At 66.8% G+C, this 23,918-nt stretch carries 47 protein-coding genes, 1 tRNA gene and 1 pseudogene; 26 read left to right on the top strand and 23 right to left on the bottom strand.

The window, feature by feature from the left end; translation table 11 throughout:
• Nucleotides 1-5 precede the first annotated feature (5 nt).
• The 6 genes from FHR96_RS18305 to FHR96_RS18280 all read right to left on the bottom strand — a co-directional run bounded on the left by FHR96_RS18305 (nucleotide 6) and on the right by FHR96_RS18280 (nucleotide 2,811).
• Entirely contained in the window at nucleotides 6-476 is a 471-nt protein-coding gene (locus FHR96_RS18305; RefSeq protein ID WP_183389175.1) for a phage terminase small subunit P27 family, read from the bottom strand.
• A 127-nt stretch (nucleotides 477-603) separates the two neighbouring features.
• Nucleotides 604-969, bottom strand: coding sequence for an HNH endonuclease (locus FHR96_RS18300; RefSeq protein WP_183389174.1), 366 nt, complete (start codon nucleotides 967-969; stop codon nucleotides 604-606).
• Nucleotides 970-1,119: 150 nt separating this feature from the next.
• Nucleotides 1,120-1,704, bottom strand: coding sequence for a 3TM-type holin (locus FHR96_RS18295; protein ID WP_183389173.1), 585 nt, complete (start codon nucleotides 1,702-1,704; stop codon nucleotides 1,120-1,122).
• Complete coding sequence (locus FHR96_RS18290; protein ID WP_183389172.1) at nucleotides 1,704-2,054, bottom strand: hypothetical protein; 351 nt, start codon at nucleotides 2,052-2,054, stop codon at nucleotides 1,704-1,706. The genes FHR96_RS18295 and FHR96_RS18290 overlap by 1 nt, the downstream gene beginning before the upstream one ends.
• A gap of 2 nt (nucleotides 2,055-2,056) precedes the next feature.
• A complete protein-coding gene (locus FHR96_RS18285) occupies nucleotides 2,057-2,620 on the bottom strand; it encodes a glycoside hydrolase family 24 protein (protein WP_183389171.1) in 564 nt (187 codons plus the stop codon).
• Between the two features lie 117 nt (nucleotides 2,621-2,737).
• Nucleotides 2,738-2,811: transfer RNA gene (locus FHR96_RS18280), tRNA-Met, on the bottom strand.
• A 277-nt stretch (nucleotides 2,812-3,088) separates the two neighbouring features.
• Here FHR96_RS18280 and FHR96_RS18275 point away from each other — a divergent pair.
• Nucleotides 3,089-3,268 (top strand): type II toxin-antitoxin system HicA family toxin, encoded by a 180-nt coding sequence (locus FHR96_RS18275; protein ID WP_183389170.1) that lies wholly within the window; start codon nucleotides 3,089-3,091, stop codon nucleotides 3,266-3,268.
• A gap of 96 nt (nucleotides 3,269-3,364) precedes the next feature.
• Nucleotides 3,365-3,784: a type II toxin-antitoxin system HicB family antitoxin gene (locus tag FHR96_RS18270; protein WP_183389169.1), complete on the top strand. Its 420-nt coding sequence runs from the start codon at nucleotides 3,365-3,367 to the stop codon at nucleotides 3,782-3,784.
• A gap of 87 nt (nucleotides 3,785-3,871) precedes the next feature.
• Here the strand turns inward: FHR96_RS18270 and FHR96_RS18265 are convergent, their stop codons facing one another.
• The 16 genes and pseudogenes from FHR96_RS18265 to FHR96_RS18195 form a co-directional block, all read right to left on the bottom strand.
• Nucleotides 3,872-4,618: a hypothetical protein gene (locus tag FHR96_RS18265; RefSeq protein ID WP_183389168.1), complete on the bottom strand. Its 747-nt coding sequence runs from the start codon at nucleotides 4,616-4,618 to the stop codon at nucleotides 3,872-3,874.
• Nucleotide 4,619: 1 nt separating this feature from the next.
• Nucleotides 4,620-5,183: a VRR-NUC domain-containing protein gene (locus tag FHR96_RS18260; RefSeq protein ID WP_183389167.1), complete on the bottom strand. Its 564-nt coding sequence runs from the start codon at nucleotides 5,181-5,183 to the stop codon at nucleotides 4,620-4,622.
• A complete protein-coding gene (locus tag FHR96_RS18255) occupies nucleotides 5,180-5,845 on the bottom strand; it encodes a metallophosphoesterase (protein WP_183389166.1) in 666 nt (221 codons plus the stop codon). Before FHR96_RS18255 ends, FHR96_RS18260 begins: the two co-directional genes overlap by 4 nt.
• Nucleotides 5,846-5,969: 124 nt before the next feature.
• On the bottom strand, nucleotides 5,970-6,260 hold the full coding sequence (locus FHR96_RS18250) for a hypothetical protein (RefSeq protein WP_183389165.1): 291 nt from the start codon (nucleotides 6,258-6,260) through the stop codon (nucleotides 5,970-5,972).
• Entirely contained in the window at nucleotides 6,257-6,619 is a 363-nt protein-coding gene (locus FHR96_RS18245) for a hypothetical protein (RefSeq protein WP_183389164.1), read from the bottom strand. Before FHR96_RS18245 ends, FHR96_RS18250 begins: the two co-directional genes overlap by 4 nt.
• Nucleotides 6,616-7,359 carry a hypothetical protein gene (locus tag FHR96_RS18240; RefSeq protein WP_183389163.1) on the bottom strand — a complete coding sequence of 248 codons (744 nt, stop codon included), beginning with the start codon at nucleotides 7,357-7,359 and terminating at the stop codon, nucleotides 6,616-6,618. Before FHR96_RS18240 ends, FHR96_RS18245 begins: the two co-directional genes overlap by 4 nt.
• Entirely contained in the window at nucleotides 7,356-7,586 is a 231-nt protein-coding gene (locus FHR96_RS18235; RefSeq protein WP_183389162.1) for a hypothetical protein, read from the bottom strand. Before FHR96_RS18235 ends, FHR96_RS18240 begins: the two co-directional genes overlap by 4 nt.
• A complete protein-coding gene (locus tag FHR96_RS18230; RefSeq protein ID WP_183389161.1) occupies nucleotides 7,570-7,893 on the bottom strand; it encodes a hypothetical protein in 324 nt (107 codons plus the stop codon). Before FHR96_RS18230 ends, FHR96_RS18235 begins: the two co-directional genes overlap by 17 nt.
• Nucleotides 7,886-8,227: a hypothetical protein gene (locus FHR96_RS18225; protein ID WP_183389160.1), complete on the bottom strand. Its 342-nt coding sequence runs from the start codon at nucleotides 8,225-8,227 to the stop codon at nucleotides 7,886-7,888. Before FHR96_RS18225 ends, FHR96_RS18230 begins: the two co-directional genes overlap by 8 nt.
• A 2-nt stretch (nucleotides 8,228-8,229) precedes the next feature.
• The gene (locus FHR96_RS18220) at nucleotides 8,230-8,559 is read right to left on the bottom strand and encodes a hypothetical protein (RefSeq protein ID WP_183389159.1); all 330 of its coding nucleotides are present in this window, start codon (nucleotides 8,557-8,559) and stop codon (nucleotides 8,230-8,232) included.
• Nucleotides 8,560-8,561: 2 nt separating this feature from the next.
• Entirely contained in the window at nucleotides 8,562-9,353 is a 792-nt protein-coding gene (locus tag FHR96_RS22515; protein ID WP_246393025.1) for a replication protein P, read from the bottom strand.
• Nucleotides 9,354-9,384: 31 nt separating this feature from the next.
• Nucleotides 9,385-10,089, bottom strand: a pseudogene (locus tag FHR96_RS22770) (helix-turn-helix domain-containing protein); the annotation flags it as partial.
• An 80-nt stretch (nucleotides 10,090-10,169) separates the two neighbouring features.
• On the bottom strand, nucleotides 10,170-10,469 hold the full coding sequence (locus FHR96_RS18210; RefSeq protein WP_183389157.1) for a hypothetical protein: 300 nt from the start codon (nucleotides 10,467-10,469) through the stop codon (nucleotides 10,170-10,172).
• On the bottom strand, nucleotides 10,469-10,798 hold the full coding sequence (locus FHR96_RS18205; protein ID WP_183389156.1) for a hypothetical protein: 330 nt from the start codon (nucleotides 10,796-10,798) through the stop codon (nucleotides 10,469-10,471). Before FHR96_RS18205 ends, FHR96_RS18210 begins: the two co-directional genes overlap by 1 nt.
• The gene (locus FHR96_RS18200; RefSeq protein WP_183389155.1) at nucleotides 10,795-11,004 is read right to left on the bottom strand and encodes a Cro/CI family transcriptional regulator; all 210 of its coding nucleotides are present in this window, start codon (nucleotides 11,002-11,004) and stop codon (nucleotides 10,795-10,797) included. Before FHR96_RS18200 ends, FHR96_RS18205 begins: the two co-directional genes overlap by 4 nt.
• A 41-nt stretch (nucleotides 11,005-11,045) precedes the next feature.
• Nucleotides 11,046-11,249 carry a Cro/CI family transcriptional regulator gene (locus tag FHR96_RS18195; protein WP_183389154.1) on the bottom strand — a complete coding sequence of 68 codons (204 nt, stop codon included), beginning with the start codon at nucleotides 11,247-11,249 and terminating at the stop codon, nucleotides 11,046-11,048.
• 75 nt (nucleotides 11,250-11,324) lie between these two features.
• Here FHR96_RS18195 and FHR96_RS18190 point away from each other — a divergent pair, with 75 nt between their 5' ends.
• From FHR96_RS18190 to FHR96_RS18085, 24 genes are all read left to right on the top strand, one after another.
• Nucleotides 11,325-12,002 (top strand): LexA family protein, encoded by a 678-nt coding sequence (locus FHR96_RS18190; protein WP_183389153.1) that lies wholly within the window; start codon nucleotides 11,325-11,327, stop codon nucleotides 12,000-12,002.
• 188 nt (nucleotides 12,003-12,190) lie between these two features.
• On the top strand, nucleotides 12,191-12,583 hold the full coding sequence (locus FHR96_RS18185; RefSeq protein WP_183389152.1) for a response regulator transcription factor: 393 nt from the start codon (nucleotides 12,191-12,193) through the stop codon (nucleotides 12,581-12,583).
• Nucleotides 12,580-12,939 (top strand): hypothetical protein, encoded by a 360-nt coding sequence (locus FHR96_RS18180; RefSeq protein ID WP_183389151.1) that lies wholly within the window; start codon nucleotides 12,580-12,582, stop codon nucleotides 12,937-12,939. Before FHR96_RS18185 ends, FHR96_RS18180 begins: the two co-directional genes overlap by 4 nt.
• Nucleotides 12,936-13,253 (top strand): hypothetical protein, encoded by a 318-nt coding sequence (locus FHR96_RS18175; protein WP_183389150.1) that lies wholly within the window; start codon nucleotides 12,936-12,938, stop codon nucleotides 13,251-13,253. The genes FHR96_RS18180 and FHR96_RS18175 overlap by 4 nt, the downstream gene beginning before the upstream one ends.
• On the top strand, nucleotides 13,250-13,555 hold the full coding sequence (locus FHR96_RS18170; protein WP_183389149.1) for a hypothetical protein: 306 nt from the start codon (nucleotides 13,250-13,252) through the stop codon (nucleotides 13,553-13,555). Before FHR96_RS18175 ends, FHR96_RS18170 begins: the two co-directional genes overlap by 4 nt.
• Nucleotides 13,556-13,566: 11 nt before the next feature.
• Nucleotides 13,567-13,890 (top strand): hypothetical protein, encoded by a 324-nt coding sequence (locus FHR96_RS18165; protein ID WP_183389148.1) that lies wholly within the window; start codon nucleotides 13,567-13,569, stop codon nucleotides 13,888-13,890.
• A complete protein-coding gene (locus FHR96_RS18160) occupies nucleotides 13,887-14,606 on the top strand; it encodes a hypothetical protein (protein WP_183389147.1) in 720 nt (239 codons plus the stop codon). The genes FHR96_RS18165 and FHR96_RS18160 overlap by 4 nt, the downstream gene beginning before the upstream one ends.
• On the top strand, nucleotides 14,603-15,130 hold the full coding sequence (locus FHR96_RS18155) for a death domain-containing protein (protein ID WP_183389146.1): 528 nt from the start codon (nucleotides 14,603-14,605) through the stop codon (nucleotides 15,128-15,130). The genes FHR96_RS18160 and FHR96_RS18155 overlap by 4 nt, the downstream gene beginning before the upstream one ends.
• Nucleotides 15,127-15,345: a hypothetical protein gene (locus FHR96_RS18150; RefSeq protein ID WP_183389145.1), complete on the top strand. Its 219-nt coding sequence runs from the start codon at nucleotides 15,127-15,129 to the stop codon at nucleotides 15,343-15,345. The genes FHR96_RS18155 and FHR96_RS18150 overlap by 4 nt, the downstream gene beginning before the upstream one ends.
• A gap of 2 nt (nucleotides 15,346-15,347) precedes the next feature.
• Complete coding sequence (locus FHR96_RS18145) at nucleotides 15,348-15,674, top strand: hypothetical protein (protein WP_183389144.1); 327 nt, start codon at nucleotides 15,348-15,350, stop codon at nucleotides 15,672-15,674.
• 11 nt (nucleotides 15,675-15,685) lie between these two features.
• Nucleotides 15,686-16,039, top strand: coding sequence for a hypothetical protein (locus FHR96_RS18140; protein ID WP_183389143.1), 354 nt, complete (start codon nucleotides 15,686-15,688; stop codon nucleotides 16,037-16,039).
• A gap of 3 nt (nucleotides 16,040-16,042) precedes the next feature.
• Nucleotides 16,043-16,975 carry a recombination-associated protein RdgC gene (locus FHR96_RS18135; RefSeq protein WP_183389142.1) on the top strand — a complete coding sequence of 311 codons (933 nt, stop codon included), beginning with the start codon at nucleotides 16,043-16,045 and terminating at the stop codon, nucleotides 16,973-16,975.
• A gap of 212 nt (nucleotides 16,976-17,187) precedes the next feature.
• A complete protein-coding gene (locus FHR96_RS18130) occupies nucleotides 17,188-17,790 on the top strand; it encodes a hypothetical protein (RefSeq protein ID WP_183389141.1) in 603 nt (200 codons plus the stop codon).
• Entirely contained in the window at nucleotides 17,787-18,020 is a 234-nt protein-coding gene (locus tag FHR96_RS22510; protein ID WP_246393024.1) for a hypothetical protein, read from the top strand. Before FHR96_RS18130 ends, FHR96_RS22510 begins: the two co-directional genes overlap by 4 nt.
• The gene (locus FHR96_RS18125; protein ID WP_343066380.1) at nucleotides 18,017-19,378 is read left to right on the top strand and encodes a DNA cytosine methyltransferase; all 1,362 of its coding nucleotides are present in this window, start codon (nucleotides 18,017-18,019) and stop codon (nucleotides 19,376-19,378) included. Before FHR96_RS22510 ends, FHR96_RS18125 begins: the two co-directional genes overlap by 4 nt.
• A gap of 220 nt (nucleotides 19,379-19,598) precedes the next feature.
• Nucleotides 19,599-19,874, top strand: coding sequence for a hypothetical protein (locus FHR96_RS18120; RefSeq protein ID WP_183389139.1), 276 nt, complete (start codon nucleotides 19,599-19,601; stop codon nucleotides 19,872-19,874).
• 2 nt (nucleotides 19,875-19,876) lie between these two features.
• The gene (locus FHR96_RS18115; RefSeq protein ID WP_183389138.1) at nucleotides 19,877-20,137 is read left to right on the top strand and encodes a hypothetical protein; all 261 of its coding nucleotides are present in this window, start codon (nucleotides 19,877-19,879) and stop codon (nucleotides 20,135-20,137) included.
• 2 nt (nucleotides 20,138-20,139) lie between these two features.
• Nucleotides 20,140-20,589 carry a hypothetical protein gene (locus tag FHR96_RS18110; RefSeq protein WP_183389137.1) on the top strand — a complete coding sequence of 150 codons (450 nt, stop codon included), beginning with the start codon at nucleotides 20,140-20,142 and terminating at the stop codon, nucleotides 20,587-20,589.
• Nucleotides 20,577-20,870: a hypothetical protein gene (locus tag FHR96_RS18105; RefSeq protein WP_183389136.1), complete on the top strand. Its 294-nt coding sequence runs from the start codon at nucleotides 20,577-20,579 to the stop codon at nucleotides 20,868-20,870. Before FHR96_RS18110 ends, FHR96_RS18105 begins: the two co-directional genes overlap by 13 nt.
• Entirely contained in the window at nucleotides 20,867-20,998 is a 132-nt protein-coding gene (locus FHR96_RS22640) for a hypothetical protein (protein ID WP_281378421.1), read from the top strand. The genes FHR96_RS18105 and FHR96_RS22640 overlap by 4 nt, the downstream gene beginning before the upstream one ends.
• 268 nt (nucleotides 20,999-21,266) lie before the next feature.
• On the top strand, nucleotides 21,267-21,581 hold the full coding sequence (locus FHR96_RS18100; RefSeq protein ID WP_183389135.1) for a hypothetical protein: 315 nt from the start codon (nucleotides 21,267-21,269) through the stop codon (nucleotides 21,579-21,581).
• Nucleotides 21,581-21,820, top strand: a complete 240-nt coding sequence (locus FHR96_RS18095) for a hypothetical protein (protein WP_183389134.1) — start codon at nucleotides 21,581-21,583, stop codon at nucleotides 21,818-21,820. Before FHR96_RS18100 ends, FHR96_RS18095 begins: the two co-directional genes overlap by 1 nt.
• A complete protein-coding gene (locus FHR96_RS18090; protein WP_183389133.1) occupies nucleotides 21,817-22,335 on the top strand; it encodes a hypothetical protein in 519 nt (172 codons plus the stop codon). The genes FHR96_RS18095 and FHR96_RS18090 overlap by 4 nt, the downstream gene beginning before the upstream one ends.
• Nucleotides 22,336-22,337: 2 nt before the next feature.
• Entirely contained in the window at nucleotides 22,338-22,541 is a 204-nt protein-coding gene (locus FHR96_RS18085) for a helix-turn-helix transcriptional regulator (protein WP_183389132.1), read from the top strand.
• Here the strand turns inward: FHR96_RS18085 and FHR96_RS22705 are convergent.
• Complete coding sequence (locus tag FHR96_RS22705) at nucleotides 22,492-23,706, bottom strand: phage integrase central domain-containing protein (protein ID WP_183389131.1); 1,215 nt, start codon at nucleotides 23,704-23,706, stop codon at nucleotides 22,492-22,494. The genes FHR96_RS18085 and FHR96_RS22705 overlap by 50 nt on opposite strands.
• Nucleotides 23,707-23,918: the final 212 nt, after the last annotated feature.

Here is a 23,918-nt window from a genome sequence, read left to right as displayed (position 1 = left end):
GAGTCTCATCGCTTCTTGCCCACCAGGTGCTTGAAGGGGTTGTTGGCGTCCTTCGCGCCCGGCACTGCCAGGCGCGCTCGGCTAGCGGGGTCCAGGCCGAGGGCACTACCGAACATCGCCAACTGCTTGAGCGCGGCATTGGCCTCGGTGCATGCCGGGTTCTTCACGTCGGAGTTCATGCCGGGCACCACGATGCCGTTCTTGGCGATGTCCTCCTCGGACTGGCGCCACCGCGCATAGGCCGAGCAGTAAGCCTCGAGGTTGGGAACGTCGGAGGCGGTCAGGATCTTGCTACTCACCAGCCAGGGTGCGACGCGCTCCCACATCTGGATGCCATAGGGGTGCAGCCACTCCGGGGGCAGCGGCACCTCGAGCAGCTCATCACCTTCCGGCTCATCGTGATTGACGGCCCGCTTGCCGGCGTTGCCCTGCACCGCCTTCAAGTGGCTTGGCTTGGGCTTGCGACCTCTTGTCATCTGCAACGCCTCTCAATTGCGAGCGATTCGCGCCGACCTGATTTTTCAATTTCGCGGGTGTAAAAATTTGACCTCAGCGTCGGTGTCCGCTGGCGAGAGGCTCCAGGGATTTACCCCCCCCTCCCCCTCAGGGGCCGTCGCCTCGGCCCCGCAGGGCCTCCTCCTGGGTCTTCGCCTTGTGGCAAGGCCCACAGATGGCCTCGAGGTTGTCGTCGCTGCCAGAGCCTCCAGCAGCCAGATTAACGATGTGGTCTACCTCGATGGCAGGCGTCACCCGGCCGGCCCGCCAACAGGGCTGGCACAGGCCGTTGTCACGCCTCAGGATGCGGTCCCGTTGGCGCCGCCAGGGTCGGCCGCCTCGGCCGCTCTTGGCCTGGCGCTTCTGGTTCCAGCCAACGGCCAGGTGAGCATGCGCATCGCAGTAGCCATGGTTATCGGTGGTCTTGCTGGCGCACATCGGTGCGCGGCAAGGACGCGGGGGCTTGGTTGGCATGGCAATAGATCCTCGACCTGATACTGCTGACGACCAGGGAATGCCGGAAATTTGTCGAAATTTGCGATGCTGCGGCCCCGTGGACGCCTTTAGGGGGCCCCGGGAGGACCCGCGGTGCCGCCCCGGGACGCCGCCCGCGCGGGCAGCGATTCAGCCCGATCGCTTCAGGCGCAGCGCATCCATGAACCCGCCGGGCTGCTGACCGGCAGCCACTCGCTTGTCCTGGCTGCGCTTGTGGACGTTGATGCCGAGGATGGCCAGGGCCACCGACCACATCGGCGTGAGAGCGGTCACCGCCTGGGCCATCTCGCCGGCCTGCGACAGGTCGGTGACCAAGGCCCAACCGATGGCGCCGCTCTGCAGGAGCCATGCCAGGGCCATTAGGTAACCGAACGTCGGCCGCCAGCGGCGCACGTATGCGTCATTGCTGGCCGCCTCGGCGCGGATGGTGCGGTTGACCTCGGCGAGTCGAGCGGTCTTCTCGGCAGCCTCCGCCGCCTCGGCTTCCATCCGCAACTGCTCCAACTTGAGGCGATGATCGCTGTCGATGCGCTTCAGCTCCGCCGGGTCCTGCAGCGCGCCAGCCAGGCCTTCAGGAGAGTTCTCGACACCCAGCAAGCCAGTGACCATGCGGGCGGCGCCAGCAGTGATGCCGCCAGCAGCAGGACCGCCAAGCGCAGTGGCCACGGCGGGCGCAACCTTGGCGACCTCTTCGACGGCATCCTTCCAGTCCATCACTGACCTCCGGTGGTGAGCAGGTCGGCCAGCACCTTGCCAACCGTGGATGCCGCGGCACCGAGAAACAGCATGGCGACAGCGGCAAGCGCCGACCAGCGCCCCATCAGAGCGCGGTACTGCTGTTTGCCTGTCTTGCTGGCAACGGCCGCCTGCAGCTCCAACTCGCGGATGCGGTCGCTGTGGTCATCGACCCGAGCCTCGAGCTTGCCCATCTCGGTGGCATGGGTGTTCTGCCGCTCCTCCATCCGCGTGAGGCGGTCGAGGATCTGGGCGTTCAGTTGGCGAAGGTCGCCGAGAGAGGTCTCGATCCTGTCGAGCTGTGATCCGTTCTGGGTTACCTCGGACATACTCACGACGCCCCCTCGCCAGGCAACGCCTTGGCGACTCGGTCGTACCAATCCCGATCCTCTCCCTCGAGCTGGCCACCGGCGGCGACGTACACTCGCGCGAGAGCCTCGAGGCTGTGCTCGTGCTGTCCGTACCCGGCACCCGGCAGAGATGCCCAGATGTTGCGGCAGCGCTCGATGGCGACCGAGAAGCGTCCGGCCTGGATCATTGGCAGAGCGCCCTGCTCACGCAGCTGCTGGATCGCATACAGGTCCTGCGCCTCGGGGCCGAAGTCAGACAACCCAAGCTGCCGCTGATAGTGCCGCCAGTAGCGGGACAGGATCTGGTAGCGGCCAGCCGCTGTGGACCACAATCCCGGGGCGTACTCGATGGCCGGGCCGTCGATCAGCGGGTGATCGGCGTAGCTCTCGAACAGGTCGAGGTCATCCGGCAGGGAACCGACCAGGACGTTGTAGCCATCGTCGGTGGCCGCCAACATGTCGGCTCCGATCTCGGCATGGGCCAGGGTATCGAGGAGTGCGAGCACGTTCTGCCCGCCAGCTTGTGTCGGGGTCAAACGCGCCATGCGCACCTCACATAGAAAGCCCCGCACGAGGGGCAAGACGCCAGGCAGCGCCATCACGAATAGGGAGCCGCCCTCGGGGATGGCGCGACAGGGGAGGACGCCGGGCGGCATAACAACTGGTAGCGGATGCCGGAGTTGCACCGACTTCTCCGGGTTATGAGCCCGGCGTCTTGCTGTCTGACCCATCCGCTGCAAACGCAAACGGCCCGCCGGGGTGAGCCGGCGGGCCGTGGTAATGTCTGGCGCCTGGCGGATTGATCGCCAAGCTACAGATACAGTAGCGCAACCGTGGAGAAAGCGCAATATATGGTGTGAAATCGGCTACCTCTGTGGATAACCGGTCGCAACGATCGAGATTAGAACGAAAGGCCAGGGCTGCGAAGAAGGCCACCGGGGAAATGAAACACAAGTGTTGTCACAGAAACACTTGTGTTGTATGATTACCTCATCGACACCAATGGAGGAGGTATGAAATACAGCGAGTTCGTTCGATGGCTAAAACAGCAGGGGGTTGAGGTCACCAAGGGCAAGGGACGGCACAGCTTGAAGGCGACCTACAACGGAAAGACGGTTCCAATTCCCTACCACGGCGCCAAGGAAATCGGCGAAGGGGTTAGGAAGACGGTCATCAAGCAACTGGGCCTCTGAGGAGGCCCCACCCTGAACATCGACGAACAGCGCGTATGAATACTTTCAGAACTGAGTGAATGAGTTAGTTAAACAGCCTAGAAATGGAGAGATGCTATGCGCTACGCAGTCCATGTAGTTCCCGACACCGTCGGATACATGGCGACCTGCCGGGACCTACCCGAGTTCATTGCGGCCGCGGAAACCGTGGATGCAACCTTGGAGAACGCAGTAGAAATTCTGGAAACCACCCTGGGGATCTACATCGACGAGCGTCGTCGCATCCCGACCCCCAGTTCTATCCAAGAAGGTGAGCAACTTGTAGCCGTACCCTTGAGCACAGCCCTCAAGGCGCTGTTGTCAAATCAATTGCTCGATCAAGGATGGCGAAAAGCGGATCTGGCTCGAGCAATGGGGGTGCATGCTCCCCAGGTTGATCGCCTGCTAGACGTCAACCACAAGTCGAAATTGGCCGCGATCGAACGCGCATTCGACACCATGCATCGCCGCGTTGAGGTTGAGGTAGAAGTCGCCTAACCTAGCGCTTGCGCTGCAACCACAAAGCCCTCGCTCCATGCGGGGGCTTTTTTTCGACCTAAGAGTTCTCAGGCAGCTACCTTCAAGTTATACCGGCTGGCCTCTGCCATCGGATTCGTGACTGCCTCCAAGCTTGGCCAAAAAGATCAGCTGCGCCTTGGCAGACTTCGCCGCGTCCTTGATCGCCTGCCCGTTCTTGAACGCCGGGACCTGGTGCGCGGTGCGCACCCGGCGGCGGCCGCCCTCCTGGCCCTGGGCGTGCCGATCGGCCAGCGCCGCGCGCTCCTCCTCGCTGCGCGGCACCACTTGCAGCTGGCGCCGGCCGCCCTGCTCTACCGCGCGCTCCTCGATGCAGTCGAACGCACGACCCGCGGCCACACTGCCATCGAACCCCAGCAGGTGAGCATAGCGGGCGATGTCGGCGGCAATCTGGTGATAGCTCGCCGCCCACTCGCTGCCATGGGCGCGGCGGTCCAGCTTGCGGGCCTGGATCAGCAGCGCCAGCAGCTGGCGCTCGGGGATGTTCGCCCAGGCCAGCCAGCGGCGCACGGCCTCGTGGCTCTCGTGGTAGCGGATGCCGCGGTCGTAGAGGGTGGCCAGCGGCTCCCGGGCGATGTCCGTGCCGCCGGGCGCATGCCCCGGGGCGATCGGGCTGCCGCCGATCCCCTGCAGGTGGTCGGTGCCGTGCAGCGTGCGGCGCTCCACCTCCATGTCGAGGACCCGACGCACGAACACGCGCGTCGCCTCGTCGTCGTGCTCCGGGTGCTGCTGGCGCGCCAGCTCACGCAGCCGCCAGATGCCCATGCGCTCGTAATCCCTGGTCTGTGCCGTCACGCTATTGCTCCCCTCGGTCTGCGCCAGTGCTGCCATCGCCATCATCGTCTCCCCGTTGCCATTCCGAGCCGTTCTCCAGCACAAATCGTTCTCGCTCGCCCACCACGTGGGTGCGCGGCCAGCTGGCATACTCCCGAAGCACCCGCTTCGCTTCTTCGAAGCCCCGCGCCAGCGCCGGTCGATACCCGCGCGACTTTGCCAGCGCCAGCCACGCCCGCTGGCTCTCGGCCAGGTCCGCATCCTTGGGCGGTGTGGCCTTGAACTCGAGGTAGAGCCCAAACCATCCGCCCCGCGCATCCATCACCACCAGGTCGCTTACCCCAGCCTTCACGCCCTGCTGCTTCATCCGCCCCGCTTCCTTGCCCAGCCGATACCCGCCGTTGGGCACGTGATAGGTGGCGTCGTAGAGCTGGCCCACCGCGGTACCGCGCATCTTCTCGCCGAGGAGCCAGCGCATCACCACAGCCTGCTCCTGGCCTTCCCAATCGACCGGCTTGCGGCGAGGCTTGCCGTCGGCGGTGGGCTTCCGCCGGACAGGACCCCGGCCATAGGTGCGTGAGCTCATGCCAGCAGCTCCCGCGCTTCGATCAGCGTCAGCCGGCCGGTGTGGAATGCCCCGGTGTCGATGTAGTGGACGTTGCCGAGCTGGGTGGGCGCGCCGACGATGGTGTGGCCGACCACCACGGCATCGATGCCGATCACCGGCGTCTCGTCCTGCTGTTGAATGCGCGTCCTGCCCCATACCATCTGCACCCGGTTCGGCCCATCGACCTGCCACAGCGTCGCCCAGTCCTTGGGCGGCTCGGCGTGGACCATTCCGATACGCTGCCCGTCTACCTCCACCTCGCGGGCATACGGCAGATGCTCCAGAGCCGCCTCGAGGGTCGCCTTCACCTCGCGGAGATTCTCGCCCAACGCCCAGGTGCCGCCGTTCGACATCCACAGCTCGTGGGGCATCCAGTCTCCCTCGTTGTCGATCAACAGGGCGTTGAGCGCCAGCATCTCGTGGTTGCCGCGCACGCCGTGGAACCAGGGCTCGAACGCAAGCGACAGGCAGTCGAGCGACCGAGCACCACGGTCGATCAGGTCGCCCACGCTGAATAGGCGATCCCGGCCCTTGTCGAACCCCACTCGGCTCATTTCTGAGTCCAGTAGATCCATCTGGCCGTGGATGTCGCCGACGAAGAAATCGCGGCCCTGCGTGTTGGCCTCATGCCGTTGGATCATCACCGCCTCCTCGGGTCGTTGTGGTACCGGGCATCCCGGGGCTTCTCTTGGGGCTCGCTCATATCCGCTGCGGGGGATAATCGGCAATTATCCGCCATAGGGGATATGACGCTGGCGCGAGTGCTCAGCATGCGCCCTCCCTCCTGCGCTTCCAGTTGCCGAAGTCGGCGACGATCCTGCGGAACATCGCCGCGGCTTCCTCGTCGTGATCCAGCTCAGCACGGCTGACGACGCCGCACGCCTGGCGGATCGCATCGGCGGCGTCCTCCGGGGTGTGGGTGCCGTCCGGCAGCTGGGCCTCGGTCATGCCGTGCTGGCGCCGGCGGCGGGCATCGAGGTAGCGCCCGAACACCGGCAGTCCGCCGAGCATCGCGGCTTCCCGCGCCAGCCGGCCGCCCTTCATCTCGGCCGTCATGCCGGCACCTCGTCGGGCTGGGTGATGCTGCTCGGCTTCCATCCGGTGGACTCGCTGACCTGGCGCCAGCTGGCGTCGTCACCTTCCTCGAGCCGCACCAGGTCATGGCACTGGCAGCGGCCGGTTCTCGTATAACCTTCGATCTCGATGCGCACCCAGGAAGCACGCCCCCAGTGCCTGCGTTCCGCCTTCGACTTGGGAGACGACTTGCAAAGCACCCTGGCCACGAGGCCAGACAACTCGGGGACGATCTCCTCACCGACCAGCATCACGGGGTCACCAGCACGTATGCGCTTCCCGCGGCGGTCATAGCCCAGCACCCCAGTCAGCCGGTCGTAAACTCGACGGATGACGTTCATGCCCCACCCCCTGCAGCCAGCAGCTGCTCCCCGGTTTCGATCAGCCAGCGCAGCTCCTGGCCGGCGTCCTGGTTGCCCTGGGCGTAGTCCTCCCGGGCCTGCTCGAGCAGGGTCAGGTGCATCGCCGCACAGCGGTTGAACAGCTCGGGCGGGATGGTGACGCCCTCCTCGGGATGGATGCGCTCGACGCTGGCGGGATACTCGATGGCCGGGAGTGCCTGCCCCGCACCGTCACCGGCCACCTCCGGGGCCTCCGGAATCCGCCCCGCCTGGTAGGCATTGACCGCCGGGCACTCCGGCGCGTGATGCTGCCCCGGGGGGCTGGCGCAGGCGTCACAGCCCTTGGGCTGGGCCGGGCGCGTCACCGGCTTGGGCGCACCACCGACGGCCGGGCGCAGGGTGTCCCGGCTCTTGGGGCGCACCGGCGGCAGGTTGTCGGCGGCAGAGTGGTTCGTCGGCGCATCATCGGTCGCCGTCTCGGGGTGGACCCGCTCCATCCAGCCGGGCGAGGGCCACACCGCCTCACCGGTCACCACGACGAGCTCGAGGCGGCGCAACTCCACCAGCGCGTTGAGCACGCGATCCTGCTCCGCCGTGGCCCTGGCGTTGCAGTAGGCCTGCAGGATCATGATCGGCACGCCGCGGCGGGTCTGGCGGTGCTCCGAGACCACCCCCGTCAGCACCTTGGCCTGCCACTTGGACAGGCGGATGCGGTTGTCGATGTCGCGAGAGGTCGTCATGCCGCCACCCCCAGGGCCTGGATCATCCGGTTGCCCATGGCCATGTCCCGGTCGTGCCAGCCAGCGGCATACCAGGCGTCGTAGGTGCTCAGCGCCTCGGCGTAGAGCCGGGCGCCACGCTGGCGGGCTTCCCCGCCCCGGCGGTAGGCCGTGGCCTCGCCGAGGCTGATGTCGTGCTGGGCGGCGAACAGCCCGTCCGCCACCGCCGTGTCATGCACGCTCGCCATCGAGGAACTCCTTGAGGCCCTGCGGGCGCAGCTGCTGGGATTGGAGCGCCAGCGCACGGCCGGCAGCGGTGAGCGAGAACAGGGGGTGGCAGTCCTCGCCGATCTGCTCGTCGACCAGGGTCTCGATATAGCCCCCGCGATGCAGCCGGGTGACGGTGTTGGCGACCATGCGCCAGCTAGGACCAGCACCGCAGGCATTGGTCAGCCGCCGCCACAGATGATTGACGGTCAGCCCGGTATCCGGGCCGCCGGCACGCGCCAGCGTCAGCAGAATCGCGCGGTCGAGGGTGATGGTGGTGTCAGGCATCGTCCTGGCCCTCCTGGTCTACGGACATCACTGTCATCAGCCAGTCGATGCCCTTGTCGGTGATGCCCAGCACCTGCCGGGCCGGCTTGCCCACGGTCCCGATCACATCGATCAGTTGGAGAGCGAGCAGCTCATGGCAGCGCGGGCAAACGCTGGAAAGCGGGATCCCCGGCAGCTCTGCAAGCTCTTGACGGGTCCAACCCTCCCCCTTGGCGCACCAGTAGAGGGCGGCCATGATCCTGACCTGCTGGTGAGCGGCACGACCGGAGCGGCGAACGTCGTCGAGCCCTTCGCGGGAGACTTCGTTGCCGGTGGGTTGCATCAATGCGGTCATGGCTAGTCCCTCCCCGGCGCGACAGGCGGCAGCGCCTCCATCGCCTTCATCAATTCCCGACCGCGATAGGTGCAGGCGTTGAAACCGTCCTCGCCGCGCACCACCACCTTGGCGATGGCCCCGACCTCCAGGAGATCGTCACGATGGGCCTTGCTGGGGACGTCGCCGTCGCGGACTGGGCCCTCGCTGTGGCAGCAGCGGAGAACGTCGTAATGTCCGCCGCCGAGGTCGTGGGCGATGTCCGCCAACTCGATGATCTCGAGCAGCTCTGATTGGCTGCACAGGTCCAGGCGCTCGCCGCCGATGGCCTGCAGGATTCGCTTGATGCTCATGATCACCTCCCTCCCAATGCGCCACGCAGGGCAGCCAGCCCCTCGCGGCCACTCATGCGTTGTTTCAGCCCGGCGGCCTCCGCGCGGCGCTGCGCCTCCTCTCGCCCGGCTCGCTCGGCCAGTTCCGCCGGTGAGCGGCTGCCGTCGTGCTCGAGCAGCTGGCGCTCGGTCAGCGTTTCGCCGGCCATCACCCGATTGACCAGGGCCTGGTAGTGCTTAGCGAAGCGGCGTTCGGCGGCCTCGATGCGGCTCTTGGTTCGGGTGTGGGTCAGCTCCCACCAGCCGGTGGCGTTGCCGGCCATGCGCACCGCCTCGTGGCTCCAGCGGTGCTGTCGCGGTTGGTGGGCGTGGTCCGTCACCTCGCGCCAGGCCTCAGCGACAGCCGGCATGCCGAAGTCCTCCGGCGTAGGCGCCAGCAGCTTGATCAGCACCGGGATCGTCGGCGGCCAGGTATTCCCCTCGCGCTTCAGCTCGCTCATCGCCCGCTCGATCACCCGCCGGGTCGGCAGCGCCTGCCACCGGGCCAGCTCCATGGCCATCTCGCGCTTGCTCAGCGCCAGCACCTGGTCGCTGGGAAACGCGCTCTCCCAGGTCCGTGGGTACAGGGCCGCCAGCCGGGTGAACACCTGGCTCACCAGCGCCAGCACCTGGTCCCTCGGCGCCGTCTCCGCCTTCGGTTGGCCACCAGCCGTCGGCCCAGCTGGTGTCGTTCGGGTCGGCGAGCTGTTCGCGGACTCGCCGGCGTTGATCCGCTGGGTCTGCTGTGCCAGCAGCTCCGGCATGGCGTGAGGCATGGGGGTGTCCTCCAGTGGCGGGCGCCTGGCGGCGCAGGTTCTCGTGGACCCAACGGGCAAACCGGCGAGTCCAGTCGGCAGTGGTGGCGGTACGCCCGGGCTGGGCGGCGAAGTGCTCACGGAAGTCGAGCAGGGCCTGGTGCACGTCGGCATCGGGCGCCAGCCCACGCTCCCAGCAGGCGCGCTGCCAGGTGGCGGTGTCCGGCTCCCAGTCCAGGGTCATCGGCTGCTGGCGCTGACGGTGGCCAGCCAGGGGCGGCTCGGGGTCGACGGAATCGGCCGGGGTGACCAGCGGCTGGCCATCGTCGTCGAGGCCCTGGCCGAACACGCCCCGCGAATCGCTCGCGTCCGCGTCAGAGTGAGAGGGGGTTAGAGTCCTAGTGGTAGATTCAAGGGGTGACACCGGTGTCACCCTCCCCCTGTCACCGGTGTCACCCTCCCCTGTCAATTTGTCACCCTCGGAGGGTGTCAGGTTGTCACCCTGGGGAGCGGATGCCGGCTGGTCAGATGTAGTAGGGGTGACAGATTGACACCCTGCACCTACGGCCAGGCGGTAGCGGTTGGATTGCTGCCGACCGTTGGCCGCCTGGCGCTTGTGCACGGTGAGCAGCCCGCGTTCCTCGAGGGCATCGATGGCCCTCTGGACACTCCGGTTGGAGCACCCCATCTCCTCGGCCATGGTGCTGATGGAGGGCCAACACACATGGTCCTCGTCGGCGTAGTCAGCCAGCAGCATCAGCGCCAGCCGCGACGGGGTGCGGATCTCGGACGGCAGCGTCTTCATCGACTGCCGAGCCCAATGCATAGCGGCCAGGCTCATCCCTGCCCCTCCAACTGCGCCAGCTCGAGCGCATAGGTCGACAGCAGCTCCAGGTGCCCACAGCGGTTGTCGCGCACCCTGGCCACCGGCGCGGCCCAGGCCGGCGTCAGCCGCATCAGCTCGGCCATCTCGGTGTGGTAGCGCACCCGCAGGCGCAGCTCGGTCAGGCGATCGTCGTCGCGCTCCGCGGCCTCGATCTCGAACGCCAAGCGGCTGGTCGAGGTGATCAGGTCGGCCCGGGCCCGGGAGGCCTGGCCGGTCTGGCTGCCTGGCGGCGTGTGTGGATCGTTCATCATCAGTCCCTGTTCGTCTCGCCGTCGCTCTCGTCGAGCCGCGCCTGGAACTCGGCGGCCCGCTCCAGATGGCGACGGCGCAATGCCTCGTCGCCCCCGTTCCCCCAGGCCTGGATGCAACGCAGTAGCTCGGCCGCGGCCTGGTGGTACTGCACCTGCAGGCTGTACTCGGCGGCGGCATTGCCGAGCCCCTGGGTGTCTTCGATCAACAGCGCCAGCCGGGCCACCAGAATCGACAGGCGGGCAATCTCCCGCTGCGGCTCGTCGGTGGTGTGGGGCGCTGAGGTGGTGTCCTCCGGTTGGTGAGTGGGCGGTACCGTCACCCTGGTCACGCGGCGGTCGTCGCTCGCATGCCGGGCTGCCGTTTTGGGCTCTCGCCCTCGGCGCGCAGGGCGCCACGAGTCAGCTTCTCCAGCTGCAGCGCGCGGTGCGGCGGCACGTTCTCGCCCCACTGGCTGACGGCCTGGCTGGTGATGTTCAGCGCGGCAGCCAGCTTTCCCCGGTTCCCGAAGTGTTGAATTGCGTCGTGTGTCTTCATCACTGCATCCCCTGTCATGCCTGGACGGCCATACAGCACCTTCAAACGCGCTGAGTATTAGCAACCAGCGGTTTAACCTTGGAGGTGTCAGCTCGCAGAGCGCCGCCAGTGATGTTCTCGATCTGCCACTGACGCCCCATGGGGACCGTGTCAGCCCACAAGCTGACGGCCTGGGTGGTAATCCCCAGTGCCTCCGCTGTAGCGCTGACAGACCCGAAATGGGCAATGACGTCTGACTTTTTCATGGCCGCCTCTCTATGTAAGTGCGCTTACCATAGTAGGCAAAGCCGAGCTACCTCACAAGCCGTAAGATTGCTTACATGAGCACTCAATCAGAACGCATCAAGGAAAGACGCAAGGAACTCGGGCTGACGCAGCAACAAGTTGCTGATCCCGTAGGGGTTTCTCGCGTGTCCATCACGCAATGGGAAAATGACCCATCGGTGCGGATCTCGGGGGCGAACCTCGCTCGGCTCGCCAAGGTGCTGAAGGTCAGCACGAACTACATCCTCAATGGCGGACCATCCCGCATGGAGGAGCCGTCCGGTCAGTACCATCTGGAGAACAACCTGGCTGCAGCGCCGGCCATGCACGGACAGGTACCGGTAATCAGTTGGGTGCAGGCAGGCGCGTTCACTGAGGTGTGCCACGTTGAGCTGGATCCGGAGGACACCATCTGGCTCCCGCGCCCGCCCGGCGCCAGCGAGGATTGTTTCGCCCTGAGGGTGGTCGGCGACAGCATGGTGCCCCGCTACAACCCCGGAACGCTCATCTTCGTAGACCCCGAAGTGCAGCCCGAGAATGGCGACGATGTCGTCGCCCGCCTCACCGACAGCTCCATCGAAGAAGCCACGTTCAAGCGCCTGATACTAGAGCCCGGCGCGCCCAAGACGCTGATGGCGATCAACCCCAACTGGCCCCACCGCTTCATCGAGATCAACGGCAACTGCGAGATCATCGGCACCGTCATCGCTGATATGAATCTACGTCGCCGCTGACACCATCCTGGCTCTCCGGCTGACCGTTATCGGCACTCCGAGAACACCCGCCTAGCCCGCCCATCCCGGCGGGCTTTTTCTCGCCCGACATGTAAGCGTACTGACATTTTCCCTTGCGCATCTGCGTAAGCTAGCTTACCTTGTAATCGTCACGCGTAAGCGGACCTACAAGAGACAGGGGAACAGTCATGCAACTCACCTTCGGCACCTGGCGGGCCACCGCCAACACCGACCGCACCCGGGGAGAACTCGCACCGCGCGAGGCTCAGCACCTCATGGCGCTGGCCAGCGGCCTCTCCGCCAAGGAGATCGCCCGCGAATTCGGCATTCAGCCCGCCACCGTCAAGCACTCGCTGATGCGGGTCTACGGCCGGCTCGGCGTTCGCCGTGGCACCGCCGCCGTCGCCGAGGCCATCCGCCGCGGCTGGATCGCTCCGCTCATCATCCTGCTGATGGTGGCCGACCTCCACGGCCAGACGCTCCGCGCTCGCATGCCGGTTCGCACGCGCCAGCAGAGCACCGTCACCGCCCGCGCCGCCGCCGGTGGCCGTGGCCCTGACCTGGGGGTGCTGATCGCATGAACCGTTTCCTGACCGGCCAGATCATGGCCGCCACCCTTCTCGACCACGGCTGCGACATCAATACGCGCGAGCCGATGGCGCTGGGCATGGACCTGGCCATCGCCGTCAGCCTCCAAGGCCGCTACCGCGTGCGCTTCGACTACTACGGCAACGCCCACAAGCTGCGCGTCACCGTCCGTCTCACCGAGGCCGAGGGCGCCGAGAACCCGGACGGTCTGGCACCCCAGCCGGCGTTATTCGAAGTGGCGCTGCCCACGCGGGACACCGACGCCCAGCAGTGCCGCCGCATCCGCGACGAACTCGAGCGGATCAACGACCACCTCAGTGACCTGCTACTGGAGGGCCAGCCGTCATGACCAACGCCATCCCCGCCTCCGCGCACATGATCGCCGCGCCGGTCCACGACCTGGCCGCCGCCTGGAACCAGCACGCCGTCGAGCGCTGCCAGGTGGACCCCGCCACCGAGCTGCTGGCCGTGCCGGTGACCCGCCCCGGCCGCAAGCCGGGCTGGCGCCCAGCGTTCCGCGTGCCGGCCACCAGCACCCTGGTGATCGTCCACACCGCCAGCCCGCACGCCTCGCCCGAGCAGGCACGCCAGTGCCTGGCAGACCTGCTCACGGCCATGGCCGCCGAGGGCAGCATCATCCTGCAACCGGAGATCGCCGCATGAATCGCTATTCCCGCGCCGACCGCAACACCGGCGGCATCGTCGGTGGGCTCGCCCTCCTGGTCCTGGCCGCCGCCGGCATGCTCGCCATGGCCGCCGTCACCCGGATGGACACCCAGGTGGCCAGCGAGATGCACCGCCAGTATTGCCAGGACGTCGCCCTCTGGCAGGCCGAGGCCGCCCGAGGCGTGCCGCTCAACCGCCGAGTCGGCCAGCCCGACTGGAAGGGCATCGCCGCCGAGCAGTGCCCCGCCCGCGTGCAACCCATGGATCACACCGCCCAGCGCCAGCTGGTGCAGTTCTGAGGAGAGCCGAGATGCGACTGATCGACCACGTGACCGCACACCCGCTGCTCGATGAACGCCCCGTGAAGGACGTGCTCGAGCCGCTGGGCTTCGACATCCATATCGAGACGTTGGAGACGCCGGACCAGGACGAGGAGCGCGAAGACGCCGAGCGCTTCGAAGCGGATCCCGAGGCTTTCATGGCGGGGATGGAGTTCAGCGTGCCGGAAGGGTTCACCGAGTTGGCCCGCTTCGACACCGAGGACTGCGAGATCGTGATGCTGGCGGTCAAGCCCGTGACGGCGGTGGCCCTGGCTCTGATGGCTCCAGTGGATGAGGCGGAGGTGCCGGCATGAAGGAACGTCCGATCCTGTTCAACGACGAGATGGTCCGCACCCTGCTCGATGGCCGGAAGACACAGGCGCGGCGGCTCTTGAAGCCTCAACCGGGAACCACTCCGGACGACTACCCGGGCGCGCCCGGCCATTGGTGGCCGTGCAATGCCGTCCATTCGATGGTGCACGTAGAGCGCGAGCTTCAGAACAAGGCAGGTGGCTGGGAAGGGTTCGCGGGGACCGTCTGCCCCTTTGGCCAGCCCGGCGACCGGCTGTGGGTGCGGGAGGCTCACGGCTACGAGATCCGTTCCGTAGGCGGCACGCCTCACGAGCAGATCGCCTATCGCGCTTCCAAGCCCAACGCAGTGAGCTGCTACGACTGCAACGGAGTTGAGCAGCCGATGAAGTGGCGCCCCTCCATCCACATGCCCCGCTGGGCCTGCCGCCTGCTGCTCGAAGTTACCGCCGTGCGCGTCGAGCGGCTACAGGACATCAGCAGATTCGATGCATGCCGCGAGGGAATCTACGCCGAGGACCATGACTGGCGAGAGTCTGAGTTCTACCTGCCGAACGTGGCCTATCGGTCATCGCCTAGTGCAGGCGTTCGCTACTCGAGTGCGCGACACGCCTTTGAAGAGCTGTGGGCATCCATCAATGGCCCCGACAGTTGGGCAGCCAACCCCTGGGTCTGGGTCGTCGAGTTCCGCCGGATCGAGGCGCAGGAGGTGGCCGCATGATCCCCTCCTTCGCCTGGAACGCCCTCGCCCATTTCGCCAGTCGACCCGCGGTCGCCCGCTGGCTGATCCGCCGGGCCATGCGCACCCCGTACCGCCACATCATCAAGAACGGCGAGTGCTACATGGAGCGCTACTGGCTGTTCAACCCCTACGACAACGAGACCCGCGTGGCCCGCTGGCCCTGGTGCCCGGTGTCGGTTCGCCTCCACGTCATCCGCCAGCCCGATGAGGACCAGCACCTGCACGACCACCCGTGGGACGCCCGCACCATCATCCTGCGCGGCTGGTACCTCGAGGAGCGCCACGGCCACCACCTCGCCTCGCGCCAGCCCGGCGACACCGCCGAGATCGGCGTCCGCCGCTACCACCGCATCAACGAGGTCTGCCAGGACGGCGCGGTGACGCTGTTCCTCACCGGCCGCGAACGCGGCGACGGCTGGGGGTACCTGGTCGACGGCCGCCACGTGCCCCGGGCCGAGTATCTCGCCCACCAATCCACCAGCCACGCGGAGCTGACGTCATGAAGATGCACCCGCACTTCGAGATCGACTACCTGCTGGGACGCAGCGACTGCCAGCTGGCCGAGATCATCACCTCGCCCACCGACATGCAGCAGGCCCGCCGCGAGCTCGGCGAGCTACAGGACAAGGGCCAGCAGTACCTGGTCGTGGGCGACTGCGACAACACCAACCCCGACGGATCCTGCGCGGGCCACCCGTCAACTGCCGAGGAGGTTTGAGCATGGTCACCATCGAGCCGCTGGACGAGTGGAAAGCGCGCCAGGTCTTCGAGGAGGTCGAAGCCGAGTGCGAGGAATGCGCCGGTAAAGGCGAGTGCGAGTGCTGTGGCCGCGAATGCCTGTCATGCGGCGGCAGTGGCACTGCTGGCATGCAGGCGCTCCCCGATCGAGACGTCGAGGTTCGCTACTTCAAAGACGTCATCGAGAGCCTGCAGCGCTTGTGCGCCTTCTCATCGCGCCACGACTTTCTCGATGAGGTCGGCGCATTCATCAAGCGCCACGGCCGACTGGACTATCACCCCGCTATTCGCCAACGAATCCTGCACTGAGGAGCCCTGCCATGCCCCTACCCCCGAAACCGAACATCGAATCGCTTTCGGTCTGGCTCGACAAGCCGGCCGTCCAGCAGGCGTTCACCACCCTGGTCGCCCCGATCATCGAGGCAGCCGCCACCGCCCAAGCCTACGGCGAAGAGGTTGCCGGCCAGCTCCACGGCGATGACGGACGCCTGTATCCCAAGGCAGGTGAGGCCGTGATCGGCCGCCCGGGCAGCCTGGTCGTCAAGTTGGTGGTCGAGCCAGCAGCCAGCGGCGGATGGGTCGGCGAGAGCCTGACCCACGACGAGATCAACGCCATCGGCATCAGCGACATGGTCGTCGACGGCAAACGCCTGACACCCCGCAAGGAGGCCTGATCTATGTGGTTTCGCAACCTCCACCTCTACCGCCTGCATGACGTACCGGACGCCGACGCCGTAGTGCTTGAATTCTTCCTCTCCCATCAGGCCTACCGCCCGCTCGGCGGCAGCGAGGCCCGCCGCCTGGGCTGGACCGCCCCCGCTGGCCGCGCCAGCACCCTGCTCTGCCACGAGCTGCAAGGCCACCGCCTGATCACCGCCCAGCGTCAGGAGCGCATCCTGCCCACCTCCGTGGTCCGCGAGGAGGTCGACGAGCGCGTCGAGGCGATCGAGACTGCCGAGGGCCGCAAGCTGCGCCGGCAGGAAAAGCTGACCCTCAAGGAACAGGTGTACGAGGAGCTGCTGCCCCGGGCCTTCGTGCGCAGCCAGCGCATCGACCTGTGGTGGGACACTCAGCGCCAGCTGATCGCCATCAACACCAGCAGTCGCAAGCGCGCCGAGGAGGTCCTCGACCTGCTGCGCGAGACCCTCGGCTCGCTCAAGGTCACGCCGCTGGCCAGCCAGACCCTACCGATGCGCGCCATGACCACTTGGGCCAGCGACCCAGCCAGCCGCCCCGCCGATCTGGCAATGGGCGACCAGGTGGAGCTGAAGGCCAAGGGCGATGACGGGGTGATCCGCGCCCGCCAGGTGGACATCGACAGCAGCGATATGCACGAGCACCTGGTCTGCGGCCGTCAGGCAAGCAAGTTGGCACTCGGCATCGAGGGGCGCCTCTCGTTCGTGCTCCACGACGACCTCGCCCTCAAGTCGATCCGCTTCGACGACGCCCTGGTCGACGAGGCCAGCCAGACCGACGACGGCGACGACGCCGTGGTGCGCCTCGAAACCGACTTCCTGCTCATGGCCCAGGCACTCGCCGAATCCATCGAGCGGATCCTCGACTGGCTCGGCGGCGAAGCTCAGGCCGGTGGGGCCGTGCCGAAACCCTGAACGAACGCGCCCGGCCCCGAGGCGCCAATTTCGGGCACGCATCAACCCCAGCCGGCGGAGGGGATGTATCACCGGCAGCGACCGACGCGCCTAACCTCGGACACGCTACCCCCGGTTGCAGCTGGGGATGCGCCGCACAGCCGCAGGCGGGAGGCAAGGGCGGTCGCCGGATAGCCCACGAGACGGGCCCCTAACAACCACCGGAGAGCAGCATGGTTGCCGTGATCACCAAATGGACCGCCCGGCGCCGCAGCACCTTGCAGCGGATGATCGACCAGGGCCTGAGCTACCGCGAGATTGGCCAGCGCATGGGCGAGACCGCCACCGCTGTGCGGGGCGCCGCCCAACGCTACGGGATGATGCGCCCGGAGCGGCTCATGCGCGGTCAGGCCTGGAACCGGGCAGACTTCGATCGCCTCGAGCAACTGCTGGACGAGGGCCTGGGTTTCGAAGAGATCGCTCGGCGCATGGGCCGCACCTACAACGGCATCCGCTGCGCCGTCGCCCGCCTGGGGCTGACCGACCGTGAGCGCCAGCGCTATCGCCTGCGGGAGGATTGGCCCGAGCTCGAGCCGATCATCGAGGCCTGCATTCAGGTGGAGAGGATGGGCGTGCCGCAGATCGTCGACCGCCTCACCGCCCTGGGCTACGTCATCACCCGGGCAGCCATCCACTACCACCTGCGGCAGTTCCCAGAACTGCACCGCGAGGTCGTGAGCAACGCCGAGCGTCGCCGCCAGCATTGGCGCCTCATCCACGGCCAGCGGCGCACCGTCCGCGCGCGCCAGCAACAACGCCAGGAGGTCGCCCTTTGATGCCCTCCACTCTCATCCTCGCCGGCGTCCAGTTCGTCGGCCTGTGCCTGGCCCTGGGTGGTATTGGTCTCTATATCGCCGTAGCGATGGGCCACCCAACCACCGAATGGCACCAGCTCAGCCCGCGCGCCCGCCTCGACCTGGTGCTCGGCTGCCTGCTCATGCTGGTCGGCCTGGCTGTGATCGTCAGCGCTGTCGCCTGGTCTGCGATTCAGGGAGGAAGCCAGTGACCAACCTCAACCTCTTTGGCCACGAGCTGGTGGTGGACAATTTCGCCGGTGGTGGCGGCGCCAGCGAGGGCATCGAGCAGGCCCTGGGCCGGCCGGTGGACCTCGCCATCAACCACGACCCCACGGCCATAGCCGTGCACACCGCCAACCATCCGGGCGCCGAGCACAGCGTGGCCGACGTGTGGGACATCGACCCCGAGCAGGCCACCCACGGCATGCCAATGGGGCTGGGCTGGTTCAGCCCGGATTGCCGGCACCACAGCAAGGCCAAGGGCGGGCGCCCGGTCTCCAAGTCGGTTCGTGGCCTGGCCTGGGTCATGACTCGCTGGGCGGCCAAGACCAAGTTCCGGGTCGGCGTGCTGGAGAATGTCGAGGAGTTCCTCGACTGGGGGCCTCTCGTCAAAGGTGCGGACGGCAAGGCCCGGCCCAACCCGGCGCGCAAGGGCGAGACCTTCCGGGGATTTGTCCGCGCTCTTCGCCGGCACGGCTACGAGGTCGACTGGCGGATCCTGCGCGCCTGCGACTACGGCGCCCCCACCATTCGCCAGCGCCTGATCCTCGGCGCGCGGCGCGACGGTCTGCCCTTCAACTGGCCTGCGCCGACGCATGGCGACCCCGCCTCGCTGGCCGTTCGCCGCGGCAAGCTGCTGCCCTGGGAGAGCGCCGCCAGTTGCATCGACTGGAGCATTCCGTGCCCGTCGATCTTCGACCGAGCGCGCCCGCTGGCGGATGCCACCCTCCGCCGGATCGCCAAAGGCGTGATGCGTTTCGTCGTGGAAGCGGCGGATCCGTTCATCGCGCCGATTACCCAGGCGACCAGCCCGGCCGGTGCGCACCTGGTCGCAGCGTTCCTGGCCAAGCACTACACCGGTGTGATCGGCGACGACCTCCGCCGCCCGCTCCCCACCATTACGGCCACTGACCACAACGGCCTGGTTACCGTCACCCTGGCCCCAGCCGCCAGCGCCGCCGGCCATCGCTCGACCCTAGTCGCCGCCTTCCTGGCCCCCTACTACGGCACGGGCTCCGGCGAGACCGGCCGCGACCTCCGGGCGCCAGCACCTACTGTCACCACTAAGGACCGTTTCCAGCTGGTGACAGTGACAATAGATGGCGAGAGCTGGGCCATCGTCGACATCGGCACCCGGATGTTCCAGCCCCATGAGCTGGCCATGGCTCAGGGATTTCCCGACGGCTACCAATTCGCCGAGGCCGGCGGCGTCGCCATCCCGAAGTACCAGCAGGTGCGCCTGATCGGCAACTCCGTCTGCCCTCCACTGGCCCGCGCCATCGTCGAGGCCAACTTCACCCACGAACGCCGGTTCATGCCGGCGCCAGCAGGGAGGGCCGTGGCATGACCTGCCGCCTGGCATGGGGCGTCTGCCGCTACCCGCAGCCGAGCGCGGCGGTCTTCTGTCTCGAGTGCATGGCGCCTATCGAGTACGGCATCTCACCTGCGCAGGTCGCCCACCGCCGCGACGAGCTGCAGGAAGCGTTGCTCTGCCGACGCCAGCACGCCATTCCCGTTATGCCGCGGGTGACGCGGCCCGCCCAGCCCACGCAAGGGAGATTGTTCTGATGAACGCCATCGTTCGCCCGCGCCTCGGGCTCATCCGAACCCCGCACACCTCCGCCTGGCTCGGCGTGCGCAAACAAATCGACATGCTCCGCTGGCAGCTGCCGATGCCATTCACCATCCGCGACCTCGCCCACGAGATCGGCCGGCAGGTGCCGCGCGAGTTCGAGAGCCACGCCGCCAGCCTGGCCGAAGCCACCCTGCGCGACTGGCTGCGCCGTGGCGCCATCCAACCCACCACCACCGGCGGCGAGCTGCCGGCCTATCGGAGAGCGTGACCATGGGCCTATTCACCTATTGCCCGAAGTGCTGGCCGGCCGACCTGGTCGATTACACCGCCGGCCACTGCGCCGTGTGCGGCACCGAGCTGGATCACGTCGGCCCGCGCCAGCACATCGCCCTGCTCGAGCTGCAGCGCGACGAACTCGCCAAGGCCCTCGGCGAGGCCCACCAGATGCTGATCGACCACGGCGTCCTGGGAAAGCACAGCGACGGCAACGCACACCCGCACCTGCGCCTGGTGCACGTGAAGAAGGACTGACCATGAACAACTATGAACTGGACCAGAAGACCCAGGAGCTGGCCGACAGCCACAGCCGGTACGAGCTGGCGAAGATGTTGATTCGGGAGCGGGAGGGCGAGCAGGCCCTGGCGGCGCATGTGGAGTGGCTGGACGGGCTCCGCCGTAACGTCATTGAGGCGATACGCGATGACCGCTTCGAGGATCTAGACGTCAGCTTCTACCGAGACGACATGCAGCCACCGCACCCCGCCACCAACCTAGCCCGCCGGGATGCCGACCAGCGTGCCCAGGAGCTGGAGTCCTTCGCCGAGCATTGCCGGATGTTGGGCCATAACGCGCACATCAACGGCTACCACCAAGCAGGCAATGCCGCAGGCGATATGGCGGATGAAGCCATCGAGCGCGCCGACGAGATTCGCCGCCAAGCCGAGCAGGCCGACACGGCCGGGGAGGACGGATGCTCTACCTGATCGACGTTGCCACCAAACACCACGTCCTGATCCACCGCCACGAGTTCCGGGGCAGGATCCTCGGAGAGGTTCGCATCTACGTGCCGGCGTCAGGCGGATGGATCCTTGCCGGATACGGCCCGCAGGAGCGCCAGATGGCACCGGAGCAGATGTGCCAGGTCAGGGTCGGCGGCTGGGAATCACGGCCAGAGCGGGCTGACGAGCAGGATTGGAACGCAGCGGCAGGGCATGGCTGGCCGCTGGAGTATCGGCTGGTTGAGGCCGGGGAGGAGAGATCATGACGCGTAAAGAGCTGACACGCCTGACCTGGTGGGTAATCACCGCCATCGGCTACGTGATCGCGTGGCCGTTCTGGAAGCTGTGGCAGCTGCTGCGAGGGAGCCGAGATGATGAGGAGGGTGATTCATGACCGAACTACTGCCGTGCCCGTTTTGCGGGAGCTCAGATGTCGATGCCGCCGGATGGCTCGACGGCCAGGGTCGCCGGGGCCCTGAGTGCATGGGCTGTGGCGCGACAGCGCAAAGCGTGGACGCCTGGAACCGCCGCCACACGCCGGCTGGCTGGCAGCTTGTACCGGTTGAGCCGACGGCCGGAATGATGCGGGCGCTCTGGCAGGCTGAGCCACTCGACAGGCATGCCGCAATGCTCTCCGCCGCGCCGCGGCCGGGAGGTGCTGAGTGACAGCCACCAGCCACCTGCGCGGCCACCCCATTGCATGGGATGCCCTGCGCCAGCATTGGGTCTACTGCGACACCGGCGAGCCCACGGTCGACACCTGGCAGGATCGGGATTGCGGCCATTGCGGGGAGCGCGAAACCCCGGAGGGACACGACGCCTGCCTCGGCACCCTGCCCGGCGTCATGAACGCCTGCTGCGGCCATGGCCAGGTGACCGAGGCCTACGTCCAGCACTGGTGCGGACACCTCGTGCGCGGCGCTGCTGCGCTGGCTGAGATCGAACGACTGAAGGCCCTGCGGGCCGGGGAGGATTGATGGATTGGAGCAAGCTGATCACCCATGACCGCGATGAGCACTCATTCAGCGGCGCGTATCAGGATCACGAGATTGAGATCGAGCGAGAGGACGCTGACGACAGGTGGTACATCATCGTCACCGCGCCCTGCGGAATGCGCGATTACGACGGCTGGTGGTGGGATGAGGGCGCACCCCTGGATGAGGCCATCGAGGAAGCGGTGCGCGGGGCGATGATCGATGAGGAGACAGTCGAGTGACCCAGCCCACCCACACCCACCGGCAGCACGGCGGCCGGTTCGCGATGCTCGCGCACTACAACGGCGACACCGCCCTCGAGGCGCAGATGATCGTCATCTACCGCGACCTGGATCGCGAGATCGAGACCGCCACCACGGCGAAGGACTGGGAGCAGAACTGGAAGCCGATCGCCGCCGACGACTGCACCCTGTGCCTGGGCACTGGTACCGACGCCATCAAGGGCAACAAGCGCCAGCCGTGCGGTGGCTGTTTCGGGCTCGGCAAGGTGATGAAGGACGGCGAGAGGCCCAATGACTATTGGCAAATCGCCGAGGTCGCCCTGGGCATCATCCAGCGCCAGCAGCGCATCATTGAGCAACGGGACCAGGTGCTGGCGTTCCCCGAGGTTCAGGAGGTGCTGCAGCAGCGAAAGGCGCGCCAGGAGAAGGAGCCCGCGGAATGGGTCCAGCGCGAACAGGAATGGCGGGAGAGCGGTGGCCGTGGCCACGGCGGCCGCCGGCACACGGGAGACTGATGATGGCGAAGCTACTACCCATGAAAGAAGTGGCCGAGCGCGTCGGCTACAGCGAGAGCAAGGTCTACCAGATGATCCGTCGGGGCGAGTTCCCCGCCGGCCGAAAGATGCCCACCGGCGGGGTCCGCTGGCTGGATGAGGATGTCGACGAATGGATCAGGACGACATTCGCCCAGGCACCGGAGGCGCATCTTGCTCCAGCGTGAGCGCATCAATGTAGTCGCTCCACCACTGGAGCATCTGGCGGCGCTCACCTAGATAGTCGGCATGGTTGTAGGAGGCGCGCACCTTATCCCCAGGGGTGTGCGCCAACTGCCGCTCGATGACGTCGCCGCGCCAGCCATGCTGGTTGAGCAGCGTCGAAGCCGTAGCCCTAAACCCATGGCCAGTGAACAACCCCCTCCACCCCATGCGGCGCAACCGATCATTGATCGTCGTCTTGGACATGGGCTCCCGGCGGTCGCGTAATCCCGGGAACATCAGCTTGCCGTTGCCGGAATATTCGTGCAGCTCCTGCAGTAGCGCCACAACCTGACGAGGCAGGGGCACGACGTGAGGACGCCGACGCTTCATCTTGTCCGCCGGCACGTGCCACTCGGCGCGCATCCAGTGGATCTCTTCCCAGCGCCCCTGGCGCATTTCCCCAGTGCGCAGCATGGTTCGCATCAGCACCTCCATGGCAATCTGCGTCAGCCGGTACCCACCCTTGTCGGGAATGCTGAGCGTCAGGTCGCGCAGTTGCTCGGGAGTGAGCGCCTTGGCATGGCGGGTCGGCGGCCGCGTCACCGCACGGCGAAGCGGAGCCGACGGGTCATGCTCGGCGCGCAAGGTGCTGGCCGCGTATTGGTAGATAGCCCCCACCCACTGACGCACAAGGATCGCCACCGAAGGCGCGCCCCGCTCCTCGATGTCGCGCATCAGCTTGAGGACATCCGCCGCGGTCACCTTGCTGATGTGCTTGTGGCCGAAGGCCGGGATCATCTCCCCCTCGATGCCCTTCTTCACCTGGTTGGCATAGTAGGTTGTCCAGTGGCCCGCTTGCTTGCCATGCCACTCGAGCGCGATGCTCGCGAAGGAATCCTCCGCTGCGGCCTGTTTGGCTGCCTGTTGCTCCCGGTACTCCTCCAGCGGATCGCCGCCCCGGGCAGCCGTCGCTTTTACCCAGTCACGGATCTCCCGCGCCTCTGAAAGCCCCACGGTGGGATAATGCCCCGCGGTGAACAGTGTCTCCCTGCCGTGCATGAAGTACCGCACCCGCCAGATCTTCTTCCCGCTTGGCCGCACGTCAAGATATAGCCCCTCCGCATCGGTGATGCGATAAGGCTTCTCGCCGGCCTTCGCCTTCCTCGCCTTGGTATCTGAGATGGCCACCTGGGTAACGCCTCCCCTCGTTTCCCCACAAGCTAGTCGTTACCCAGGATCTTACCCAGGTCGGTTCGATATTCACATGATCCCCGGTGCACCACTATACAGAAAGCCCCGCATATGGCGGGGCTTTCAATACTGGATATACATCCATATTCACATCTATGCAGGGCTGCCGTAGTTATCGATCATCAGCACGGACATGGCGATAGGGTCCT

Origin of the sequence: Halomonas organivorans (genome assembly GCF_014192055.1) — a bacterium.
Lineage (GTDB): Bacteria > Pseudomonadota > Gammaproteobacteria > Pseudomonadales > Halomonadaceae > Halomonas > Halomonas organivorans.
The sequence above is the reverse complement of the archived record's forward strand: the minus strand, read 5'-3'. Positions and strand labels throughout refer to the sequence as shown.